The organism is Actinacidiphila yeochonensis CN732 (assembly GCF_000745345.1).
In the GTDB taxonomy this organism is placed as follows: domain Bacteria; phylum Actinomycetota; class Actinomycetes; order Streptomycetales; family Streptomycetaceae; genus Actinacidiphila; species Actinacidiphila yeochonensis.
Map to the genome: position 1 here is coordinate 1454725 of NZ_JQNR01000005.1, position 22721 is coordinate 1477445.

General features: G+C 75.6%; 13 protein-coding genes and 2 pseudogenes. 12 read left to right on the top strand and 3 right to left on the bottom strand.

The window, feature by feature from the left end; translation table 11 throughout:
- Positions 1-573: 573 nt before the first annotated feature.
- The 5 genes and pseudogenes from BS72_RS38440 to BS72_RS38445 form a co-directional block, all read left to right on the top strand.
- Positions 574-1569 (top strand): type II secretion system F family protein, encoded by a 996-nt coding sequence (locus BS72_RS38440; RefSeq protein ID WP_322942308.1) that lies wholly within the window; start codon positions 574-576, stop codon positions 1567-1569.
- Between the two features lie 26 nt (positions 1570-1595).
- Complete coding sequence (locus tag BS72_RS17990) at positions 1596-2363, top strand: type II secretion system F family protein (RefSeq protein ID WP_037911830.1); 768 nt, start codon at positions 1596-1598, stop codon at positions 2361-2363.
- A gap of 282 nt (positions 2364-2645) precedes the next feature.
- The gene (locus BS72_RS39945; protein WP_407638981.1) at positions 2646-3017 is read left to right on the top strand and encodes a DUF4244 domain-containing protein; all 372 of its coding nucleotides are present in this window, start codon (positions 2646-2648) and stop codon (positions 3015-3017) included.
- A 97-nt stretch (positions 3018-3114) separates the two neighbouring features.
- Positions 3115-3564 (top strand): TadE family type IV pilus minor pilin, encoded by a 450-nt coding sequence (locus tag BS72_RS37320; RefSeq protein WP_198545920.1) that lies wholly within the window; start codon positions 3115-3117, stop codon positions 3562-3564.
- Positions 3565-3598: 34 nt separating this feature from the next.
- Positions 3599-3796: pseudogene (locus BS72_RS38445) on the top strand (Rv3654c family TadE-like protein); the annotation flags it as partial.
- A gap of 87 nt (positions 3797-3883) precedes the next feature.
- Here BS72_RS38445 and BS72_RS18005 read toward each other — a convergent pair.
- A complete protein-coding gene (locus tag BS72_RS18005) occupies positions 3884-6307 on the bottom strand; it encodes a DEAD/DEAH box helicase (protein ID WP_078901451.1) in 2424 nt (807 codons plus the stop codon).
- A 192-nt stretch (positions 6308-6499) separates the two neighbouring features.
- Between BS72_RS18005 and bldG the strand changes: the two genes are divergently transcribed.
- The 4 genes from bldG (at position 6500) to BS72_RS18025 (ending at position 9959) form a co-directional block, all read left to right on the top strand.
- The gene (gene bldG / locus BS72_RS18010; RefSeq protein WP_031520166.1) at positions 6500-6841 is read left to right on the top strand and encodes an anti-sigma factor antagonist BldG; all 342 of its coding nucleotides are present in this window, start codon (positions 6500-6502) and stop codon (positions 6839-6841) included.
- 81 nt (positions 6842-6922) lie between these two features.
- On the top strand, positions 6923-7339 hold the full coding sequence (locus tag BS72_RS18015) for an ATP-binding protein (RefSeq protein WP_037911833.1): 417 nt from the start codon (positions 6923-6925) through the stop codon (positions 7337-7339).
- A 366-nt stretch (positions 7340-7705) separates the two neighbouring features.
- Entirely contained in the window at positions 7706-8290 is a 585-nt protein-coding gene (locus tag BS72_RS18020; RefSeq protein WP_232792454.1) for a small secreted protein, read from the top strand.
- Between the two features lie 109 nt (positions 8291-8399).
- Positions 8400-9959, top strand: a complete 1560-nt coding sequence (locus BS72_RS18025; RefSeq protein ID WP_107498817.1) for a DUF7059 domain-containing protein — start codon at positions 8400-8402, stop codon at positions 9957-9959.
- Positions 9960-10098: 139 nt separating this feature from the next.
- On the opposite strand, the gene BS72_RS18030 is transcribed toward BS72_RS18025, so the two are convergent.
- Complete coding sequence (locus BS72_RS18030; protein ID WP_051951220.1) at positions 10099-10449, bottom strand: DUF2752 domain-containing protein; 351 nt, start codon at positions 10447-10449, stop codon at positions 10099-10101.
- 523 nt (positions 10450-10972) lie between these two features.
- On the bottom strand, positions 10973-11515 hold the full coding sequence (locus BS72_RS18035) for a TM2 domain-containing protein (RefSeq protein ID WP_037911839.1): 543 nt from the start codon (positions 11513-11515) through the stop codon (positions 10973-10975).
- Between the two features lie 744 nt (positions 11516-12259).
- Here BS72_RS18035 and topA point away from each other — a divergent pair.
- The 3 genes and pseudogenes from topA to BS72_RS40160 all read left to right on the top strand — a co-directional run bounded on the left by topA (position 12260) and on the right by BS72_RS40160 (position 22668).
- Positions 12260-15127, top strand: coding sequence for a type I DNA topoisomerase (topA, locus tag BS72_RS18040; protein WP_037911842.1), 2868 nt, complete (start codon positions 12260-12262; stop codon positions 15125-15127).
- Positions 15128-15609: 482 nt separating this feature from the next.
- Positions 15610-18675, top strand: a pseudogene (tmk, locus tag BS72_RS40155) (dTMP kinase); the annotation flags it as partial.
- A gap of 513 nt (positions 18676-19188) precedes the next feature.
- Positions 19189-22668: a BTAD domain-containing putative transcriptional regulator gene (locus tag BS72_RS40160; protein ID WP_051951221.1), complete on the top strand. Its 3480-nt coding sequence runs from the start codon at positions 19189-19191 to the stop codon at positions 22666-22668.
- Positions 22669-22721 lie beyond the last annotated feature (53 nt).

Consider the following 22721-nt stretch of genomic DNA (forward strand, 5'->3'; position numbering starts at 1 on the left):
CGGCCCGGCCACGGGCCGGGCGCACGTGGTCCGGGCCGCCTCGGCCGCTGGATCCGAGAAGTGGCACTTCGGTGGCCGGCGCCGGCCGGCCTGCTGGCGATGCCGGCCGGCGAACGGGAGGCCGGCCGTCCCCCGGCGGGCCGTGGCGGTCCTGCGCCCCGGCCGAACAGGAGGCGGCAGCGGGACAGCCGTCCGTCCCGGCGGGCTCACGGGCGGCGAGAGCCGGAGACGGCGGTGCCCGGAGGCGCGTGGGCAGCCGTGGACGGCGGGCCGGGCGCAGCCCCACCCGGCCCGATCGGAGCGGAAGATCCCGCCGTGAAGGGGGCGGCGTATCCGTCCCCTGGAAGCGCGAACGCCGCTGCGGCCACCACGGGAGGCGGCTCGGGTCCATTGGCTGACGGGTCGCCCGGCCGATGCCTGTCACCGGCCGTCGGAGCCCTTGGCGCGGCGGTAGAGGGGAACGAGGGGCTGGGGAAGGGGCTGGGAGCCCTTTCGGGCTCGGCGATGGGGAGCCGCGAGGGCGCCGCCGGTGGACCCCGCGCGCAGTGGTGGTCCCTCGCGGCCGGAGCAGCGATGGCGGCGGCCACCCGGTCGCCGGTGCCATTGGCCGCAGGAGCGGTGGCGGTGCCGCTGGTACGGAGCGCCTTGTGCCGACGGGCCGAAAGGGCCGTGGCGGAGCGGGTCTCCACGGCGGTCAGTGCCCTGTGCGGGACGGTCGCCGGAGATCTGCGAGCGGGCTGGCCGCCGAACTCCGCCCTGGCCTGCGCCCTCCAGTCCGGCGAGTGGTCAGGTACGCCCGAACTGGCCGACGTGGGACGGCTGGCGCTGTCCGCCGCACGGTTCGGAGGGGACGTTCCACAGGCCCTTCGGGAGGCGGCGCGGCGCAGCCCCGGGGCACATGGGCTGCGCGCGGTCGCCGCCTGCTGGCAGGTCGCGGTGGACGGCGGAGCCGGGCTCGCGTCGGCGCTGGACCGGGTGGCCGGGGCGCTGCGTGCGGAGGCGGACCAGCGGGAGGACGTGCGGGCGCAGTTGGCGGGCCCGCGGTCGACCGCGGTGCTGCTGGCGCTGCTTCCGGCGTTCGGCCTCGTGCTGGGCACGGGGCTCGGTGCGGGCCCGGTCACGGTGCTCCTCCACACGCGGACCGGGCTGGCCTGCCTGGCCACGGGAGCGCTCCTGGAGTGGGCGGGGCTGGCCTGGACGGCCCGCATCGCGCGAGCGGCCGAGGGCCCACGGGCGAGCACGGGAGACGCGGCGGGGCCTGCCCGGGCCGGGCTTCCGGCAGCGGCGTTGAGCTCCGGGCACCCGGGCGGGGCGCGGTTCTCGGGCGGTTCCCCGGGCATCGCGACGACGCTCCGGGCGGCGGTGTCCCTTCGCCGGAACGGAACATGGGGGAGGGGCGTCCGGCGTCCCCGTATGTCCTTGCCCGTGTTTGTGTCCGTGCCCGCGCCTGTGCCGCGAGGTGCTTCCGCGGAGCCGGCACCACCGGGCGGCGGTCCGGGTGGTTCCGGGGCCGGACGACCGCTGGGCGTATTCGCGCTCGGTGCGGCCTTCGGGAGGCCGTCGCCATGAGGCCGGCGGTTGTCCACAGCCTGGGGATGGCGGAACCGGTCCCGGCCCGGCTGGGCGCCTTGGCGGCGGCACTGATCGCGGCCTGCCTGATCATGGCCGAGGTGCGCACCGGTATCGAATCGGTGCGCGGGCGGCGGGCGCGGCGCGCCCGTGAAGCCGTGCCGCGGAAGGTGTCCTCGGGGAGCGGGGCGCGTCCATGGCTCCTGGTCATGGGCGCGGCGGCGGGCGCGGCCGTCCTCATGGGCGGCCTGCCCGGTGTCGTGGCCGGAGCGTTCACCGGCGTCACGGTACGGAGGTGGCTGGCACGCCGTCAGGCCGCCGCGGCCGCGGACCATGTGGCGCGGCCTGACCCGTCGCGGCTGCCCCTCTGCGCCGACCTGATGGCCGCGTGTCTGGCTGCGGGCGCGACACCGGGGGAGGCCGCGGGTGCGGTCGGCGGCTGCCTGGGTGGTCCGTTGGGGGACGCGCTGCTGCGGACGCGGGCGGAGTTGCGCCTTGGCGGTGAGCCGGAGGAGTGCTGGAAGCGGTTCGGAGAACTGTCCGGCGCGGCGGCGATCGGCCGGTGCCTGGCCAGGGCGTCCACCACGGGGGCGGCGCCCGTGGCCGAGATGACCCGCCTGGCCTCCGACTCCCGGGCCGGGCAGGCCCGGGAGGCGCTCGGCCGCGCCCGGAAGGCCGCGGTTCTGGCCACAGGGCCGCTCGGGCTGTGCTTCCTGCCGGCCTTCCTCCTGGTCGGAGTGGCACCCGTGGTGATCGGGCTGGCCGGCACGGTCCTGGGGGGAGCCATGGGTTGAGGACGGGCGCGCCGGGCGCGCAGCGCATCGGCGGCGCGGCAGCCCTGCCCGACACCGGGCAGGGCCGCGGCGAGAGCCGCACAACGGCCCGGCCAGCCCGCTCCGACGGGGCGGGCGGCGGCCGGACAACCCCGCTTCGGGCGGCCTGGCGGCGCCCGCGCGCGGCTCGTGGCAGCAGGGGGGACGGCTGTGCGGCGGCCGCCGGGCGTCGGGCGGCGACGGCCTGGCAGAGGCAGAGACAGCAAGCAGCACCGGATACGAGAAGTCCCACAGGAGGACGCGATGACGGACAGGAATGACGAGATGAGCGGGAACGGCGAGCTGAACCGGAACGGCGGCTCAAGCGGCTCCAGCGAGAGGCGCGGATGCGGCGGGCGCAGCGGCTCCGTCGGGAAGAGTGCGGCGGAAGGGGAGCGCGGGATGAGCCGCGCGCCGGAGCCAGGCGTCGGGAGGGGGCGTGCGGCGCGGTGGATCGCCCGGCGCGCCCGGCGGTGCCGGGAGGCGGCCGAGGCGGGGATGAGCACGGCGGAGTACGCGGTGGGCACCATCGCGGCCTGCGGCTTCGCCGCGGTGCTCTACAAGATCGTGACCAGCGGACCCGTGCGCGCGGCGCTCACCTCGGTGATCGAGAAGGCCCTCAATGCGCCGTTCTGAGCGGGCGCCCGGAGCGCCGCCCGGCCGTCGTGACCCGGGCGCCGCCCGACGGCGCCCGGCGGCGCCGGACGCGGGATACGTGACGGCGGAGGCGGCGATGGCGGTGCCGGCGCTGGTGGCGGTCGCGGGACTCCTGATGTGGGGACTGCTGGCCGTCGCCGCCCAGATCCGCTGCGTGGACGCCGCCCGGGCCGGGGCCCGGGCGGCCGCCCGCTCGGATGCGCCGGGAGAGGTCCTCCGGATCACCCTGGCCGCCGCGCCGAAGGGGGCGGCGGTGCGGGTCTGGAGTTCGGCGGGGATGGTGCGGGTGCGGGTCACCGTGCCGCGGCCGCGTTTCCCCGTCACCTTGACGGCGGAGGCAGCCGCTCTGGACGAGGCCACGCTGGAGGCCGGAGTGCCCGGCGGAGCCGTGGTCCCTGAAGCGGACGCCCCCTCCGGCTCTGCCGCGGCGCCGTTCGCCGCGTGGACGGCGCATGCCGGTCGACGGTCGTCCGCCGGCTCCGTCCGGACCGCTGGATCAGGAGCGGGGGCGGGCCGTGAGACGTGACCGTGGGTCGGCGACGGTGTGGTCGCTCGGGCTGATGGCCGTGCTGATCGCGGTCTTCGCAGCCGGGGCGTTGATGGGGCGAGCCGTGCTGGCCCGCCACCGGGCGGGCGCGGCGGCGGACCTGGCCGCGCTCGCCGCCGCCGACCACGCGCTGGACGGGGGCCGCACCGCCTGCGGACTCGCCGCGAGGGTGGCGGCGGCCCAGGGCGCGGCGCTGCGCGGATGCGCCGTCGTGGGCGAAGTGGCCGAGGTGGCGGCTGAGGTCGGCGGCGCCAGGGTGAGGTCCCGGGCCGGGCCGCCTGGTGCGGCTCCCGGTGCCTCAGCCGGCGGCGTCCCCGGGCTCGCCAGTGGCGTCCCCGGACTCGTCGGCGGGGCCTTCGGGCTCCCCGGCGGCCAGGAGGCAGTCGAGGAGGCGCACGGCCGCGGCCTTGTCGAGCGGGTCGTTGCCGTTGCCGCACTTCGGCGACTGGACGCAGGAGGGGCAGCCGAAGTCGCACTCGCAGGACGCGATGGCCTCCCGCGTAGCGGTCAGCCAGGCCCTGGCCGTGCGGAAGGCCCGTTCGGCGAACCCGGCCCCTCCCGGGTGGCCGTCGTACACGAAGACCGTGGGCAGACCGGTGTCGGTGTGCAGGGGTACGGACACCCCGCCGATGTCCCAGCGGTCGCAGGTGGCGAAGAGCGGCAGCAGCCCGATGGAGGCGTGCTCGGCGGCGTGCAGGGCGCCGGGCAGCTCCTCGGGGTGGATACGGGCGGCGTCCAGCTGCCCGTCGGTGACGGTCCACCACACGGCGCGGGTGCGCAGCGTGCGCGGCGGCAGGTCCAGCTTGGACTCGCCCAGGACCTCGCCGGTGATCAGCCGACGGCGCAGGTAGGAGACCACTTGGTGGGTCACCTCGACCGAACCGAAGTGGATGCGGGCCTCTCCCCACGGCTCCTCGGTGTCGGTGGACAGCACCCGGACCTCGGTGGTGTCGCGGGCCATCGTGGAGTAGGACGGATCGGCCCGTTCGACGAGGGCCACGGACTCCTCCAGGTCCAGCTCCCGGACCAGGTAGGTGCGGCCCTGGTGGAGGTGGACGGCGCCCTCGTGGACGGACGTGTGGGCCGCGGAGGCGTCCACGGTGCCCAGCAGCCGCCCGGTGGACGCCTCCACGACCTGGACCGGCGTGCCGCCCTCCCCCCGGATGTCGGTGAGGTCGGCGGCCCGTTCCCGGCGGGTCCAGAACCACCCGGCGGCCCGGCGGCGCAGCAGCCCGCGCCGTTCCAACTGCGGTACGAGGGTGGCCGCCTCGGGGCCGAAGAGGGCGAGGTCGTCCTCGGTGAGCGGCAGTTCGGCCGCGGCGGCGCACAGGTGGGGGGCGAGGACGTAGGGGTTGTCCGGGTCCAGGACGGTGGATTCCACCGGCCGTTCGAAGATCGCCTCGGGGTGGTGGACGAGGTAGGTGTCCAGCGGGTCGTCGCGGCCGACGAGGACGGCGAGCGCGCCCTGCCCGGCCCGCCCCGCCCGGCCGGCCTGCTGCCACAGCGACGCCCGGGTGCCCGGATAGCCGGCGAGCAGCACCGCGTCGAGCCCGGAGACGTCCACGCCCAGCTCCAGCGCGGAGGTGGCGGCCAGGCCGAGCAACCGTCCCGAGTGCAGGTCGCGTTCGAGGGCACGGCGTTCCTCCGCCAGGTAGCCGCCGCGGTAGGCGGCGACCCGGCCGGACAGGCCGGCGCCGGCCTCGGCGAGCCGTTCCTGGGCGATGAGGGCCACCAGTTCGGCGGCGCGCCGGGAGCGGACGAACGAGACCGTCCGTACGCCCTGGGTGACGAGGTCGGTCAGAAGTTCGGCGCACTCGGCGGTGGCGGTGCGCCGGACGGGGGCGCCGTGCTCCCCGGACAGCTCGGTCAGCGGCGGCTCCCACAGGGCGAAGGCCAGTTCGCCGCGGGGTGAGGCGTCCTCCGTGACCTCGGCGACCGGCAGCCCGGTGAGGCGGGAGGCGGCCTGCGCCGGGTCGGCCACGGTCGCGGAGGCGAGCAGGAAGACCGGGTCGGCGCCGTAGCGGGCGCACACCCGCCGCAGCCGCCGCAGCACCTGGGCGACGTGGGAGCCGAAGACCCCGCGGTAGCTGTGGCACTCGTCGACCACCACGTAGCGCAGCCCGCGCAGGAAGGAGCCCCAGCGGGCGTGCCCGGGAAGGATGCCACGGTGCAGCATGTCCGGATTGGTCAGCACGTAGTTCGCGTACTGGCGCACCCACTCGCGTTCCTCGAACGGCGTGTCCCCGTCGTAGACGGCGGCCTGCACGGCGGTGCCCAGCGGAGCGGCCAGCGCCCGTACGGCTCGCCGCTGGTCGGCGGCCAGGGCCTTGGTCGGTGCCAGGTACAGGGCGGTGGAGCCGCGCCCGGCCGGCCGGGCCGGCGAGCCCTCCGGCGGCAGCAGCGCGCTGAGCACCGGCGCCAGGTAGGCCAGGGACTTCCCCGACGCGGTGCCGGTGGCCACGACCACCGACTCGCCGCGCAGCGCGTGCCCCACCGCGACGGCCTGGTGCTGCCAGGGACGCCGGATACCGGCCGCCTCGATCGCCGCCACCACCTCGACGTGCACGCCTTCGGGCCAGTTTGCATGGCGCCCGACCCGCGCGGGCAGGTGCTCCGTATGGGTGATGCGTGCGGCGCGGTCGGGCCCCCCGGCGAGCCGCTCCAAAGCGGTCCGGGGGGTGTGGCGGCCGTGCGCCGACTGCGGAGACTGATCCTGGGCCATCGGCACTCAGTGTGTCACCGGCGTGACGGACAAATGCAGTAAGCGTCGTGCGGTCGCACCACGAAGTGATTGAATGCCATCGCGGCTGATCTCCTTCCTCGCCGTTCGGACGGGGAGGACTCCGCTACCGCTACCGTTCGGTGGAGGCCCCAGGGGGGCGCCGCGTCGATGCAAGGTGCTGGAGGAAGATCCGTGGACCTGTCCCTGTCGACCCGAACCGTCGGCGATCGGACGATCGTCGAGGTCGGCGGCGAGATTGATGTGTACACAGCCCCCAAGCTGCGCGAGCAGCTGGTGGAGCTCGTGAACGACGGGAGTTACCACCTGGTCGTGGACATGGAGGGAGTGGACTTCCTGGACTCCACCGGCTTGGGCGTGCTGGTCGGCGGCCTCAAGCGGGTGCGTGCCCACGAGGGATCTCTCCGTCTGGTGTGCAACCAGGAGCGCATCCTCAAGATTTTCCGTATCACCGGTCTGACCAAGGTGTTCCCCATCCACACCTCGGTTGACGAGGCTGTCGCGGCGACCGACTGACCGTCGCCGGGAGGGGCACCGGGCGGACCACCGTCCGGGCCCCTGTGATGCCCACTTACAGGACCGGAGGGAAAGGCACCCATGCCCACCGTTGAGCTGCTCTTCAGCGCCCAGCCGGAGCATGTGCGCACCGCACGGCTCGTCGCGGCTCAGGTGGCGCGACGAGCGGGGGTGGAGGAGGCCTCGCTGGACGAGGTCCGGCTGGCGGTGGGTGAGGCGTGCAGCAGGGCGGTGGGCCTGCACCGCACCAACGGCGTCGAGCAGCCGGTGCGGGTACTGCTGACCGAGGAGGAGAAGAAGTTCTCCATCGAGGTCGTCGACGAGGTGCCCGGAGCCGCTTCCGGCAGCACCGGGCCGGACGCCGACGACACCGCGGGCGGTGAGGACGAGGGCGAGATGGGCCTGGCTGTCATCAGCGGGCTCGTCGACGACGTCCAGGTGATCGACGGCGAGCACGGCGGCGTGATCCGCATGACCTGGCCGACCGTCACGCTCTGAACCCCTGGGCGTCCCCGGCCGCCGCTTTGTGACGGGTGCGGCGGCCGGCCGTCCGGCGGCCGGTCCCGGTGCTGGTCGAGCCGGGCTGACCGTCGGTTCCCCTGTCGAGGAAACCTCGTGACGCAACCTTGCGCGCGAGGTGTCCTCGCGCGTTCGCCCCCCTGCCCGGAAGCCGACGCTGTTCCGGGGCGCGGCCGACACCACTTCGGTACGCCTCCACTCCGTTTCCCAATACGGGTATCCCGCACAGGCGTGAAAAACCGGTAGGAAAAGAAGGAAATAGGGCGATAGTGATCGTCGGGGTGCGGCCCCCGTGGTCCGGGCGTGTAAGTTGCCGGGCGGTAAGGCCACGGAAGGGACCAACCGGTGAAGCTGAACAAGAAGCTCCTGGCCGCGCTGTCCGGTGCCGCGGCCGTGCTGCTCCTCGTCACGGGATGCGGCGACGACACCGGAAAGAAGCGCGACGCGTGGGCCAAGGGCGTCTGCGACCAGGCCGCGGCGCAGCTCAGGAAGATCGACGACGCCAACAACACGTTGAGCGGCGTCGACAGCGGCGGCCAGCCGGCCGACGTGAAGAAGGCCGACGCGAACGCCTTCCAGACCATCTCCGACGCCTACGCCCAGGTGGCGACGATCTTCAGCAAGGCCGGCGCAGCGCCAGGCGGTGACGACGGAGCCCAGTTCCAGCAGAACGCCGTGCACGTCTTCAACGGCCTGTCCACCCAGTACGCCGATCTGAAGAAGCAGGTCGACGGCCTGGACAGCAGCGACCAGGCCGCCTTCGCCGCCGGACTGCGGAAGGTGTCCACCTCTCTCGACAAGACCACCGCCAGCGTCCAGGCGTCCCTCAGCACCGTGCGCAAGGGCGAAACGGGCGCGGCACTCGCCAGGCAGCCCGGGTGCCAGCAGGTGTCCGGCGGCACGGTGACGGCCACCCCCAGCGCGTCATAGCACAGTCGACCGTGCCCCGGTCGCGGTTGTCCACAGGTCCGGCCTCCCGGGTGGGCGTTGTCCACAGGCTGTGCGCCCACCCGCCCAGGCCGGGCCCGCGTCCGGGACAATGGACGCTGTGAGCGACTCCAGCTATCCCAACCCGCCCGCGGGCGGCCCCGGCCCCCGGCTGCCCGAGCCCGGCAGCGCGGAGGCGCTCCGCGACGACCTCCTCGCGGCCGGCTTCACCGCCGACGGCTGCCTGGAACTGCTCGGGCCGGTCGCGTGGTCCGCGCTCTCCCGCGCCGAGACCATCCCGGCCCTGCGCGCCACCCGGGACGGCGGCGCGCTCGCCGCCCTGGTCAGGCTCTTCCTGCTGCAGCGGGCCGTCCCCCGCGCCGAGGCCGCCGCCGTGCTCAGCGGCCTCCGGCGGTACGAGGCCGACGGCTGGCTGGTCGCCGACGGGGAGGACCTGCGCGCCACCGTGGACGTCCGCCCCTACGCCGGCGACGACGGCGAGGACTGGTGGATCGTCTCCGACCTGGGCTGCGCGGTGGGCGGTGCCGGGGGCATCGGCGACGGCTCCGGCGTGGACCGCGCCGATCTGGTGCTCGGCGTGGGCGGCGCCTCCACCACACTCGCCGGACTCACCGTCCGCGAGCCCTTCGAACGCGCGCTGGACCTGGGCACCGGCTCGGGCGTCCAGGCCCTGCACGCCTCCCGGCACGCGACCCGGGTCACCGCCACCGACGTGAACCCGCGCGCCCTGCGCATGGCCCGGCTCACCCTCGCCCTGTCCGGCGTGCCCGCGGCCGACCTGCGGCAGGGCAGCCTCTTCGAGCCGGTGGGGGAGGAGCGGTACGACCTGATCGTCTCCAACCCGCCCTTCGTGATCTCCCCACGAGGCCGGTTCACCTACCGCGACGGCGGGATGGCGGGGGACGACCTGTGCCGTGCCCTGGTCAGGGAGAGTGCCGACCATCTGGCGGAGGGCGGCTGGTGCCAGCTCCTGGCCAACTGGCAGCACACGGAGGGCCAGGACTGGCGTGAGCGTGTCACCTCCTGGCTGCCCGCCGGCTGCGACGCCTGGATCGTCCAGCGCGAGGTGCAGGACGTCGCGCAGTACGCCGAGCTGTGGCTGCGGGACGGCGGCGACCACCGGACCGACCCGGTGGCGTACGCGGCGCGCTATGACGCGTGGCTGGAGGAGTTCGAGCGGAACAAGGTCAGCGGTGTCGGCTTCGGGTGGATCACCCTGCGCCGCTCGGGTGCCGATCGCCCGTCGGTCACCGCGGAGGAGTGGCCGCACCCGGTGGAGCAGCCGCTCGGCGGGCACATCGCGGACTGGTTCGCCCGCCAGGACTTCCTGCGCCGGCACGACGACGCCGCGCTGCTCGACGCCCGCTTCACCCTCGCGCCCGACGTGGTGCAGGAGCAGGTGGGGCTGCCCGGTGCGGAGGACCCGGAGCACGTCGTGCTGCGCTCCGCCCGGGGCATGCGGCGCGCCACCAAGGTCGACACGGTGGGCGCCGGGTTCGCTGGGGTGTGCGACGGCACCCTGCCGGCCGGCCGCATCGTCGACGCCATCGCCCAACTCCTAGGAGAGGACCCCGTGGTGCTGCGGGACCGCACGCCGGAGTCGATACGGCTCCTCGTGGAGCAGGGCTTCCTCACCCCGGTCGCGGGCTGAGCGGTCCGGTTCCGGTGAGCCGTCCTGGCCGAGCGGTCCCGGTCGGCGCCGCTTGGCCGGGGGAACCTCCCGGCCGAGGGGAGGCGGGTACGCGGTCCGCCTGGCCGGGCGATGCCCGTCCGGCCGAGGCGTCGGACGGTCAGCGCAGGTTGCGGAGCACCGTCCAGGCCACGGCGACGGCCATGAGCGCGTACTGCGCCCGGGTGCTGAGCACCGGCCGCCAGTCGCGACCGCGCAGCCCCTCCACCACCCAGCGCCCGAAGGCCCACAGGGCGGCCGGCGAGACCACGAACATCAGTGCGTTCTCGTGGAAGGCGCGCACCGGGTCGCCGTGCAGCAGGTCGTAGACCAGCCGGGTGCCGCCGCAGGCCGGGCAGAGCAGTCCGGTCAGCCAGTTGAAGGGGCAGCGCGGCAGCCAGTGGCCGCTCTGGTGCGGATCGGTGCGGTAGAGGTACGCGCACGCCGCGGCCCCGGCCGCCAGGGTGGCCACCCGGGTGGTCGAGGGGTGCCGTGCCCACGCGGGAAGCCGCCGGCGCGCGCCGCCGGCCGGGCCGACACCGCCGAGCGCCGACGGCTGTCCCGGAGGCGGCCATCCCGTCGGCCCCCAGGACGGGTACGGGGTGTCCGGGCGGACACCGGGCTCGTAGGCGGGGCTGCCCGGGCTCAGGACAGGGCGGCGTGTGCCCGGCTCCGTACGCTGGTGCCGGATCGGCTCCGCCGTCCGTTCCGGGGCGGGCGCCTGTGCCGGAGCCGAGGAGGGAGCCGAGGACGGAGCCGAGGACGGTGCCGACGACGGGGCGGACGACGGGGCCCAAGTCGAAGCCGGACCCGGCGCCGCTTCCTGGACCTGGGCTTCCTCACCCGGGGGTACCCGCTGCTCCGAGGACGCCTTCTGCCCGGCCGGCCGGTCCACGGTGCCCGGCGCCGCCCAGCCGTCCGGGGCCGGAGCGGGTCGCCGGCCTGTCCTGCCCGCCGCGGACGCGCGCGCGGCCGCGGCTTGCGCGTCGGACGGTTCAGCCACGCAGGACCCGTCCCTGGGCGTCCGTCTGGTCGTTGCTGACCAGCAGCATGATCGCGTCGACGAGCGCCCAGATCCCGCAGCCGCCGCAGGTGAACAGCTGGGCCAGCCCCATGCCGGTGTGGCCGGTGTAGAAGCGGCCGACGCCGAAGCCGCCGAGGAAGAGCTGGAGGACGCCCGCCGTCACCTTCGACTTCTCCGAGTACGGCCGCCCCAGCGGGTCGTAGCCGTACGGCGCGTTCGCGTCCGGCGGGTAGCCGCCCGGCGTCGGGTAACCCGCATAGCCCTGGTAGCCCGGCGCGCCCTGCTGCGGATACCCGTACCCCGGCTGGCCACCGGGCGGCGGGTAGCCGGGCCCCGGGGGCGGGTAGCCCGGCCCCGGAGGCGGGTAGCCCGATCCCGGAGGCGGGTAGCCCGGCTGGCCGCCAGCCGGCGGGTAGCCCGGGCCCTGCTGGGGCTGGCCGTCCGCCGGCGGGTAGCCGTATGCCGGAGGCTGCTTGTCGTACGGATTCTGGCCGTACGGATTCTGGTCGGACATGGGCCCCCCTGGCGGATCGGACGGTACGGACGGTACGGAGGGCGCGGACGGTACGGGGTTCCCGGGCGGGTCTGACCGGACCGGCACACGCGGTGTGGCCGACATACTCGCAGGACCGGAGCAGCCACGTCCCCCTCGGGACGGGCAAAGACCGGGCGCGGGTCCGACCCCCACCCGCGGCGAGCCCCGGGCAGCGGCGGCCCGTAGCCTCGTCCCGCGCTCGCGCCCCCTCGCCGCCGTTCCTCGCCCGAGGCACGCCCCCGCCACCGGGGCCGGTCGCGCCTGCCGCCCCGCCCTCGCCCTCGCCCCCGCTCCCCGTGCTCACCCCGCCCCCGCCCACCGCGGACAGGGCAACAGCGGACACGGCAGCAGAGCGGGAAACGCCGTACCGTTGAGAAGCGACCGGGGACCAGGACACGCCGGGCGCTCGACCCAGACCGCCGGTCCCGCGCGCCGCGGGTCGGCCGCCACCTGGAAGACGTCCGGAGAATGCCCGGAACAGGCGGGCTCCCGCGGCGGCGCGCGTCGTGCCTCCGGCCATCGTGGAGGCCGGCCGGAGCCCCAGTTCGCGGGCACGACCAGGGAGGTGGACGTAGCCTTCTTGAGGACCCCCGCCGGTGTGGATAGAACGTACATCGGGTTACCGTTCGAGTGGCGTTGTGGACTTTTCCCGTTTGACACGGGCCCAGGAGGTACGGTCACACTCCGCAGCGACACCCCTTCGAACCGGAGAGAAGAGCGAAGTTGTCCCCGACCCGCGACACCGCACAGGGCGGCCGCCGACTCGTCATCGTCGAGTCGCCTGCCAAGGCGAAGACGATCAAGGGGTACCTCGGCCCTGGATACGTCGTCGAGGCCAGCGTCGGGCACATCCGCGACCTCCCCAACGGGGCGGCCGAGGTGCCTGCGGAGTACAAGGGCCAGCCCTGGGCGCGGCTCGGCGTCAACGTGGACAGCGACTTCCAGCCCATCTATGTCGTCAACGCCGACAAGAAGGCTCAGGTCAAGAAGCTCAAGGATCTGCTGAAGGACTCCGACGAGCTTTTCCTGGCCACTGACGAGGACCGCGAGGGCGAGGCCATTGCCTGGCATTTGCAGGAAATCCTCAAGCCCAAGGTGCCGGTTCACCGGATGGTGTTCCACGAGATCACCAAGGACGCGATCCAGGCCGCCGTCCGCAATCCGCGCGAGCTGAACCAGCGGTTGGTGGACGCCCAGGAGACCCGCCGCATCCTCGACCGGCTCTACGGCTACGAGGTCTCCCCGGTGCTGTGGAAGAAGGTCAAGCCGCAGCTGTCGGCGGGCCGTGTCCAGTCGGTGGCCACCCGTCTGGTCGTGGAGCGCGAGCGCGAGCGCATCGCCTTCCACACCTCCTCCTACTGGGACCTGACCGGCGCCTTCAACACCGGTCGGACCGGCGACGCGGTCGACCCGGGCACCTTCGGCGCCCGGCTCGTCTCCGTCGGCGGACGCCGTGTCGCCCAGGGCCGCGACTTCGACCCGTCCACCGGCGCGCTCAAGCAGGGCTCCGAGGTCCTCCAACTGGACGAGTCGGCCGCGCGGGCGCTCGCCGCCGCCCTCGCCGACACCCGGTTCGCCGTCCGCTCGGTGGAGTCCAAGCCGTACCGCCGCTCCCCGTACGCGCCCTTCCGCACCACCACCCTCCAGCAGGAGGCGTCCCGCAAGCTCGGGTTCGGTGCCAAGGCCACCATGCAGGTCGCGCAGAAGCTGTACGAGAATGGCTTCATCACCTACATGCGTACCGACTCCACCACGCTGTCGGACACCGCGGTGAACGCCGCCCGCGCCCAGGTGACGCAGCTCTACGGCGCCGACTACCTGCCGGACCGGCCGCGCACCTACACCGGCAAGGTGAAGAACGCCCAGGAGGCGCACGAGGCGATCCGCCCCTCCGGCGACTCCTTCCGGACCCCCGCGGAGACCGGCCTGGTCGGCGACCAGTTCCGGCTCTACGAGCTGATCTGGATGCGGACCGTGGCCTCGCAGATGAAGGACGCGGTCGGCCAGTCCGTCACCGTCCGGGTCGGCGGCGCCGCCTCCGACGGCCGCGACACCGAGTTCTCCGCCTCCGGCAAGATCATCACCTTCCACGGCTTCCTCAAGGCGTACGTCGAGGGCGCCGACGACCCGAACGCCGAGCTGGACGACCGCGAGCGCCGGCTGCCGCAGGTGGCCGAGGGCGACCCGCTGACCGCCGACTCGATCACCGCCGACGGCCACTCCACCAAGCCGCCCGCCCGCTACACCGAGGCGAGCCTGGTCAAGGAGCTGGAGGACCGCGAGATCGGCCGCCCGTCGACGTACGCGTCGATCATCGGCACCATCCTCGACCGCGGATACGTCTTCAAGAAGGGCACCGCGCTCGTCCCGTCCTTCCTCTCCTTCGCTGTGGTCAACCTGCTGGAGAAGCACTTCGGGCGGCTGGTGGACTACGACTTCACCGCGTCCATGGAGGACGACCTCGACCGCATCGCCCGCGGCGAGGCCCAGCCGGTGCCGTGGCTGCGCCGCTTCTACTTCGGCCTGGACGACGGCACGGGGCAGAGCGCGGGCGCCGCCGGCCAGGCCACCCCCGGCGGCGAGGGCGACCACCTCGGCGGGCTGAAGGAGCTGGTGGAGGACCTCGGCGCGATCGACGCCCGGGAGATCTCGTCCTTCCCGGTCGGCGACGGCGTCATGCTGCGGGTCGGCCGCTACGGCCCCTACGTCGAGCGCGGCGAGAAGGGCGAGGAGGACCACCAGCGGGCCGACGTGCCCGAGGACCTGCCCCCGGACGAGATGAACGTCGAGCTCGCCGAGGAGCTCTTCGCCAAGCCCAAGGGCGAGTTCACGCTCGGCACCGACCCGGAGACCGGGCGGGAGATCGTCGCGAAGGACGGACGGTACGGCCCGTACGTCACCGAGGTGCTGCCCGAGGACACCCCGAAGACCGGCAAGAACGCGGTGAAGCCGCGCACGGCCTCGCTCTTCAAGTCGATGTCCCTGGACACGGTCACCCTGGACGAGGCGCTGCGCCTGATGTCGCTGCCGCGGGTGGTCGGTGCCGACGCCGAGGGCGTCGAGATCACCGCGCAGAACGGCCGCTACGGGCCCTACCTGAAGAAGGGCACCGACTCGCGCTCCCTGGAGAGCGAGGAGCAGCTGTTCACCGTCACCCTCGAACAGGCCCTGACGATCTACGCCCAGCCCAAGGTGCGCGGCCGGGCCGCGGCCAAGCCGCCGCTGAAGGAGCTGGGCACCGACCCGGTCAGCGAGCGGCCCGTCGTCGTCAAGGACGGACGGTTCGGCCCCTACGTCACCGACGGCGAGACCAACGCGACGCTGCGCCGCGACGACGACGTCGAGACGATCACGCCGGAGCGCGGCTACGAGCTGCTGGCCGAGAAGCGCGCCCGCGGCCCGGTGAAGAAGACCGCGAAGAAGGCGCCGGCCAAGAAGGCAGCCGCGAAGAAGACGGCGGCGAAGACCACGGCGGCCAAGGCCACGGCGACGAAGACGGCGGCCGCCAAGACCACCGCGAAGAAGAGCACCACCAGGACGGCCGCGAAGAAGACCGCCGCGAAGAAGACGCCCGACTCCCCGGCCGAGTGATCCGGCCGATCGGTCGCCCGGCCAGCCGATCGGCTGACCGGTTCACCGACGGGTCCGGCGACGGGTTCAGCGACGGGAGGGGACGAGTCGGCCGAGGCGGCTGAGGTGGCCGGCCCGTCGGCTGACCACCGCCACCGGCCTCCGGGCCGACGGCGCCCGCACGTCTCCGCCACGCCGCCGTCCCACCGGCCGGGGCCGGAGGCGGCGGTTCGGAGGCCACTCCGCGCAGGTGGGGGGCCTGGCCGGACCTGAACGGGCCTGAGCGGCGGCCGAGTGGCGGCACCCCCTCGGCCAGCAGGTCCGCCGGTCCGCCAAGAGGACGCGGAGGGATGCAGGAGGGGACGCAGGGGGGACGCAGGGGGGACGCCGCGCCCCCTGGGACCGAGGCCGCGCGCGGGCACGACGGCCTGCGGCGCGGGAGAACCCAGATCGTTTGTTCGGGCGACGGGATTCCGTTTCGCGTGTCCGGATAGGCTGTCAGGATGACGCGATCCGAGCAGCCGACGCCGCCCGCGGACGTCACCGACACGTTCGCCGCCGACCTCTCGGCGGACTCGCGCGAGCGGGCGGTGGGCGCGCTGCTGAAGATTCCGGCGCTGCGCCGGCTGTGGGGCGCCCACCTGACCGGCGCCATCGCCGATCGGCTGGGCCTGCTGGTCCTGCTGGTCCTCACCGTGCAGGCCGCGGTGGCCGCCCAGCCGTTCGGCGGCGGCTACCGGGGGGTCGCGCTGGCCGTCGCCGCGCTGATGGCGGCCCGCGTGGTGGCGGGGGTGCTGTTCGGCGTGGTCCTGCTGGGCCCGCTGTCCGCGCTCACCGCGCGGAGCGGACCGCTCGACCGGCGCTGGACGATGATCGGCGCGGACGTCGTCCGGCTGGCCCTCTTCATCGTCGCGCCGCTGTGGATCACCTGGACCCGCGACTCGGCCTACATCTGGCTGCTGGCGACCGCACTGGCCGCCGGGCTCGCCGAACGGCTGTGGACGATCGCCAAGGACGGGGCGGCGCCCGCGCTGCTGCCCGACCCCGGCGACACCTCCGTACGGCCCGCCCCCGACCACCTGGCCACGCTGCGCCGCCTCGACCTGCGCACCGGGTTCGTGGCGCTGCCGCTGGCCGCCGCCGCGATGGTGGTCACCACCCTCGTCAACACGCTGATCGCCGTCGGCGCGGACTGGTTCCACCTGCACCAGGTGGCGCTCTCCTCGTACGTGGCGGCCGGCCTCTTCTCGTCCTCGGCCGCCGTGCTCTACCTGCTGGAGCTGCCGTCCGCCGACGCCGTCCCGGCGCACTCCCCGCTCCAGGGGCTGCGGCTGCCCAAGGGCCCGGCCGGCGCCGAGCGCGGCCGGACCGGCGGGCTGTCGGTGCTGGTGCCGGCCACCGCCGCGGTGGCCGGAGCGATCGCGGTGGCCGTTGCCGTCTCGGTGCTGCACGCCGTCGCGCTGGGCTTCGGGCCGACCGGATTCGGGCTGCTGGTGCTCGCGCTGACCGCCGGGACCGTCGTCGGCATCCGGGTCGGGCCGCGCATCCTGCCGGGCCTGTCCCGGCGCCGGCTGCTGGCCGTCGCGGTCGCCGTCACGGGCGTCGCGCTGCTGCTCACCGGCATCGTCCCCGACCAGGCCACGGTGCTGCTGCTGTCGCTGCTGGCCGGTACCGCCGCCGGGGTGGCGGCCAACACCGGACACACGCTGGTCGAGCAGGAGGCCGAGGAGACCCGCCGCGCCCGCACCACCGAGCACCTGCACGCCGTGGTGCTGGCGGTGCTGGCGGCCGCCGCGGTCGTCGGCCCGCTGGTGGCCGCGGCGATCGGCCCGCACCGCATCCAGGACGGCCGCTTCACCTTCGACCACAGCGGCGCCGCCTACACGCTGATGCTCGCCGGCGCGCTGCTGCTCCCGGTCGCCGCGCTGCTGCTGGGCAAGGCGGACGACCGCGAGGGCGTGCCCCTGCGCCGCGACCTGCGGGAGGCCGTGCTCGGCGGCGAGCCCGCGACGGCGCCGGCGGCGGACGGCTTCTTCATCGCCGTCGAGGGCGGCGACGGGGCCGGCAAGTCCACCCAGGTCGACGCGCTCGCCGCGTGGATCAGGGCCAAGGGCCACGAGGTCGTGGTCACCCGCGAGCCGGGCGCCACCGCCGTCGGCAAGCGGCTGCGCTCGATCCTGCTGGACGTCGCCTCGACGGGCCTGTCCCACCGCGCGGAGGCGCTGCTGTACGCGGCCGACCGCGCCGAACACGTGGACACCGTGGTGCGGCCGGCCCTGGAGCGCGGCGCCGTGGTGATCTCCGACCGCTACATCGACTCCTCCGTCGCCTACCAGGGCGCCGGCCGGGACCTGGCGCCGACCGAGATCGCGCGGATCTCCCGCTGGGCCACCGGCGGCCTCGTACCGCACCTGACCGTGCTGCTGGACGTCGTGCCGGAGACGGCGCGGGAGCGCTTCACCGAGGCGCCCGACCGGCTGGAGTCCGAGCCCGCCGAGTTCCACCAGCGGGTGCGGGCCGGCTTCCTCACCCTGGCGGCGGCCGACCCCAGCCGCTACCTCGTGGTGGACGCGGGCCAGGACCCGGAGGCGGTCACCACCGTGATCCGGCACCGGCTCGACCGCGTGCTGCCGCTGTCGCAGCAGGAGATCGAGGCGCGCGCCGAGGCGGAGCGCAAGGCGGCCGAGGAGCGGGCCCGCCGCGAGGCCGAGGAGGCCGCGCGCAAGGCCGAGGAGGAACGGCAGGCCCGGGAGCGCCAGGAGCAGCTCGAACGCCTCAAGCGGGAGGCCGAGGAGCGGCGGCTGGCCGAGGAGGAGGCCGCCCGGCGCGAGGCCGCCGAGCGCGAGGCCGCGCGGGCGGCCGAGGCCGAGCGCCTCGCCCAGGAGGAGGCCGACCGCAAGGCGGCCGAGGAGCGGGCCCGCCGCGAGGCCGAGGAGGCCGCGCGCGCCGCCGAGCAGGAGCGGTTGAAGCGGCTGGCCGAGGAGCAGGCACGGCTGCGGGCCGAGGCGGAGGAGAAGCGCCGGGAGAAGCAGCGGCTGGCCGAGGAGGCACTGCTGCGCGCCGAGGCCGCCCGGGCCGCCGCGGAGGAGGCCGAGCGGCAGGCCGCGGAGGAGGCGGCGCGGAACGCCGCGGCGGAACCCCGGGACGCGGGCGAGGACGGCCGGGACGGCGACGGCGGCAGCGACCGCCGTGGGCAGGGTGGGCACCGCCCCTCGTCCAGCGACGACGAGACGACCACGACGCTGCCCGCGCTGCCGGCCGAGCCCCGGCCCGGGGACGAGGAGTCCGGGTCCGGCGGGTCCGGGTCCGGCTCCACCGGCTCGGACGCGGAGGACACGGCTGTGCTGCGGCCCGTACGGGACGGCGAGCCGCCGTCCGCCTCGGACGAGACGGCCGTGCTGCCCGCCATCCGGTCCACGGACGCCGGGACGGCGCCGGACGACGAGACGGCCGTGCTGCCTCCGGTGCGCGACACCGACAGCGAAGCGGGCCCGTCCGGCCCGTCCGCGCCGTCCGGGTCCGCGCCGTCGTCCTCGCCCTCCGACGAGACCACCGTCATGCCCGCGATCTCCGACGCCCCGGACGACGGCCGGAGCGGGGACGACGGCCGTGGCGCGGGGGCACCCCCGGCGGGGTCCCCGTCCGGGTCCTCGTCCGGGTTCTCGGAGACGACGACCACCGTCATGCCCGTCGTCCCCGACCCGCCCGCCCCGTCCGGCGGCGGCGAGGTCGGCTCCGGGAACGGCACGACCGCCGAGCTGCCGCCCGCCGCCCCGGCACCGCGCGCGAGGACGACCCGGCCGACCGCGTCCCGTCGTGGGTGTTCCGGCCCGAGCAGGCCGCGGGGGACCGCACCCAGGAGCTGCCCGCGGCACCGGGACGCCCGCGCCCGTCGTGGGCGGAGGAGACTCCGCTGGACCACCTGCCGTCGCTCGCCGACGAACTGCTGGGCCCGCACGACGAGGACGACGACGGGTCGAACTGGCGCCGCCACTGACGGACGGGCCCGCTCGGCGGCCGACGCCCGCATCGACCGGCCCAGGCCGCCCGGACGGCCTGGGCGGCCTGGGCCGGTGGGGAGAATGGACGGCGTGCGGTACAGCGTGCTCGGCGTGACCGAGGCCAGAGCGGACACGGGTGCCCTCGTCCCGTTGGGCGGGGCCCGGGTCCGCGCCGTGCTGACGGTCCTGGCGGCCCACGCCGGCCGCCCGGTGGCGCCGGACACCCTGATCGGCGAGGTCTGGGGCGGCGAGCCCCCCGCGGACGCGCTCGGCGCGCTCCAGGCGCTGGTGGCCAGGCTGCGCCGTGCGCTGGGCCGGGAGGCCGTCAGGTCGGAGCCCGGCGGCTATCGGCTGGACGTGCCGCGTGCGGCGGTCGACCTGTTCGCGTTCGAGGCCCTCGTCGCGGCGGGCGAGCGGGAGCTGCGGGAGGACCGGGCGGAGGCCGCGGCGGCCACGCTCACCCGGGCGCTCGACCTGTGGCGGGGCCCCGCGCTGGCCGATCTGCCCGAGCGGGAGGCCCCGGCGGCACGCGCGGAGGCGCTGCGGCTGTCCGCCCAGCGGCTGCGGTTCGAGGCCGAGCTGCGGCTGGGCCGGGCGGCGGCCCTGCTGCCGGCGCTGCGCGAGGCGGCGGCCGAGCACCCCCTGGACGAGTCGTTCCACGCCCAGCTCATCACGGCGCTGCGGGACGCCGGGCGTCCGGCCGACGCGCTGATGGCCTACGAGCAGGCGCGGACGGTGCTCGCCGACACCCTCGGCGCCGATCCGGGCCCGCGGTTGCGCGCCCTGCACGCCGAGCTGCTGCGGCAACCGGACGTCCCGCCCGCCGACGACCGGCCCGCCGCCTCCCCGCGGCCCACCCCCACGACCCGCGCCGCCCGTACCCGAGCCGGGGCGCCCGTACCGGAAGCGCCGCGCGGCAACATCAGGGCGCGGCTGACCAGCTTCGTCGGCCGGGAGGGCGACCTGGCCGCGATCCGCTCCGACATGGCCGCCGCCCGGCTGGTCACGCTCACCGGCCCCGGCGGCTCGGGCAAGACCCGTCTTGCCCAGGAGGCCGCGGACACCATGGCCGGGGCCTTCCCCGACGGGGTGTGGCTGGCCGAACTCGCGCCGCTCGACAGCCCCGACGCCATCGCGAACGCCGTGCTGAGCGCGCTCGGCCGGCGCGACTCCGTGGTGTTCGGCACGTCCCGTGACGGCCTGACCGCCGACCCGCACCCCGACGACCCGGTGGAGCGGCTGGTGGAGCACTGTGCCGACCGGGCGCTGCTGCTCGTCCTCGACAACTGCGAGCACCTGATTGCCCCCGCCGCCCAGCTCGCCGCGGAGCTGCTGGCGCGCTGCCCCCGGATGACGGTGCTGGCCACCAGCCGGGAGCCGCTGGGGGTGCCCGGCGAGGTCGTCCGCCCGGTCGAACCGCTGCCGCCGGACACCGCCTACCGCCTCTTCGCCGAACGCGCCCGCACCGCCCGCCCCGGCGCCCTCCGCGGTGACGCGTCCGGAACGGGCCGGGGCTGGGGCTCGGGAAGCGCCGGCCCGGCAGGCCCGGCAGGCCCGGCAGACCCGGCCACGGGCTCCGGCGTGGACGCCGGCGGCCACGACGCCGACACCGACGACGAGGCGGCGGCCGTCCGGGAGATCTGCCGCCGCCTGGACGGGCTGCCGCTGGCCATCGAGCTGGCCGCGGCGCGGCTGCGGGCGCTGTCGCCGCGCCAGATCGCCGACCGGCTGGACGACCGCTTCCGGCTGCTCACCGGTGGCAGCCGCACCCTGCTGCCGCGCCAGCAGACGCTGCGGGCGGTCGTCGACTGGAGCTGGGACCTGCTGGACGAGCCGGAGCGCCGCACGCTGCGGGCGCTCAGCGTCTTCGCCGGCGGCTGCACGCTGGCCGGGGCCGAGGCGGTGTGCGGGCCCGAGGCGCTGGACACGGTGGTGCAGCTGGTGGACAAGTCGCTGGTGGTGGCCGTCCACGATCGGGCCGGCGGTACCCGCTACCGGATGCTGGAGACCATCCACGAGTACGCGGCCGGACGCGCCGCCGAACGGCCCGAGCAGCGCGCGGCGGCCGCGGCCCGGCACACCGCGTACGTCCGCGAGCTGACCGGCACGGTGGACCCGGGGCTGCGCGGCGCCGACCAGTTGCGCTGGTTCGCCGTGCTGGAGGCGGAGCTGGACAACGTCCGGGCCGTCCTCCAGCGCGCGGTGGACGACGGCGCCGAGGACGACGCGCTCGCCGTGGCGCTGGCGATGGGCTGGTTCTGGTGGCTGCGCGGCTACCGCGACGAGGCCGCCGGGTGGATGGCCCGGGTGAGCGGCATGGCCGGGCTCCAGCCGTGGGAGCGGCCGGGCCACCCCTTGTACTGGCAGCGGCTCGACCTGCTCCTGCTGCTGTTCTTCGTCAGCAACGAGACCTCCGACGAGGAGAGGTGGACGACCTCGGAGGCGGCGGAGACCGCGGACCGGCTGAGCGCCGCCTACCGGAGTGCGGGCCCGCGGGCGGCCCGCTTCCCCGGGTTGATGTGGCCGTTCACCGCCTATCTGAGCGCCGGCTCGGCCCCCGCCGCGATCCGCGGGCTGACCGACCTGACGGTCGCCTGCTGCCGCGAGTACGGCGGGGAGTGGGAGCTGGCGGTGGCGCTGATGTTCCGGGTGCACGTCGCGGTCGACTCGCCCGGCGGCCTGGACAGCACGGAGGAGGACTGGGCGGAGCTCCAGGAGCTCAGCGGCCGGCTCGGCGACCGCTGGATTCTCAGCCAGCTGCACGGCGCCCGCGCCGAGATCGACGTCGCGCGCGGCCGCTACGCCGAGGCCCGCGGCCACCTGGAGCGCTCCTACCGGCTGGGCCAGGAGCTGGGCGCGTTCAGCGAGGGCGCCTTCGTACTGGGCCGGATGGCCGAACTGGCGCACCGGGAGGGCGACGACACCGAGGCCGAGCGGCTGCTGGTCCGGGCCGACGACGCGGCCGAGCGGTACGCGGTCCCGGACGTGCGGACGTACCTGCGCTTCCTGTCGGCGCTGCTGCGGCTGCGGCGGGGCGACCTGGTGGCGGCGCGGCGGCTGTACGGACTGGCCGTCGGGCACGTCGCCGACGGGACGCCGCCGCCCATGTTCCACGTGATGCTGCGTGGTCTGGACGCCCGGCTGACGGCCGCCGAGGGCGACCGGGTGGCGGCGCTGGCGGTGGCGGTGTCGGCGGTTCGGATGGCCTTCGACGTCCACTGCACCGAGGCCGTCGCGGCCGCGCAGCTGGACACGGCGGCGGAGCTGCTGGTCGAGCTGGGCGACCCGGGCGGCGCGATGCGGTTGGCGGGGGCCGCCGACACGCTGCGCGGGCCGCTGCCGCGCAGCCGGCCGGAGCAGGAGGCGGACCGGGCGGTGCGGGAGGCCGCGGTCGCCGCGCTGTCCGTGGCGGAGGTCGAGCGGGAGCGGGCCGTGGGCGCCGCCCTGGACTGGGAGGCGGCGGTGCGGCTGGTCACGGAGCTGGCCGAGGCGTACGAGGAGCGGGACGGGAACCGCGCCGGCCCCGGTGGCCGCCCGGCGGCCGGAGGCGCCCCCGCGTAGCCCCGCCCGTGTGTCCTGCTTCCCCGCACGCCTCTGCGCGCTGTCCGCCGCGC

What these genes read in the sequence shown, in the direction of transcription:
- BS72_RS38440 (WP_322942308.1), top strand. Translation starts at nt 574, where the DNA reads ATGGCGGCGGCCACCCGGTCGCCGGTGCCATTGGCCGCAGGAGCGGTG.
- BS72_RS17990 (WP_037911830.1), top strand. Translation starts at nt 1,596, where the DNA reads ATGGCGGAACCGGTCCCGGCCCGGCTGGGCGCCTTGGCGGCGGCACTG.
- BS72_RS39945 (WP_407638981.1), top strand. Translation starts at nt 2,646, where the DNA reads ATGACGGACAGGAATGACGAGATGAGCGGGAACGGCGAGCTGAACCGG.
- BS72_RS37320 (WP_198545920.1), top strand. Translation starts at nt 3,115, where the DNA reads ATGGCGGTGCCGGCGCTGGTGGCGGTCGCGGGACTCCTGATGTGGGGA.
- BS72_RS18005 (WP_078901451.1), bottom strand. Translation starts at nt 6,307, where the DNA reads ATGGCCCAGGATCAGTCTCCGCAGTCGGCGCACGGCCGCCACACCCCC.
- BS72_RS18015 (WP_037911833.1), top strand. Translation starts at nt 6,923, where the DNA reads ATGCCCACCGTTGAGCTGCTCTTCAGCGCCCAGCCGGAGCATGTGCGC.
- BS72_RS18025 (WP_107498817.1), top strand. Translation starts at nt 8,400, where the DNA reads ATGGACGCTGTGAGCGACTCCAGCTATCCCAACCCGCCCGCGGGCGGC.
- BS72_RS18035 (WP_037911839.1), bottom strand. Translation starts at nt 11,515, where the DNA reads ATGTCCGACCAGAATCCGTACGGCCAGAATCCGTACGACAAGCAGCCT.
- BS72_RS40160 (WP_051951221.1), top strand. Translation starts at nt 19,189, where the DNA reads ATGGACGGCGTGCGGTACAGCGTGCTCGGCGTGACCGAGGCCAGAGCG.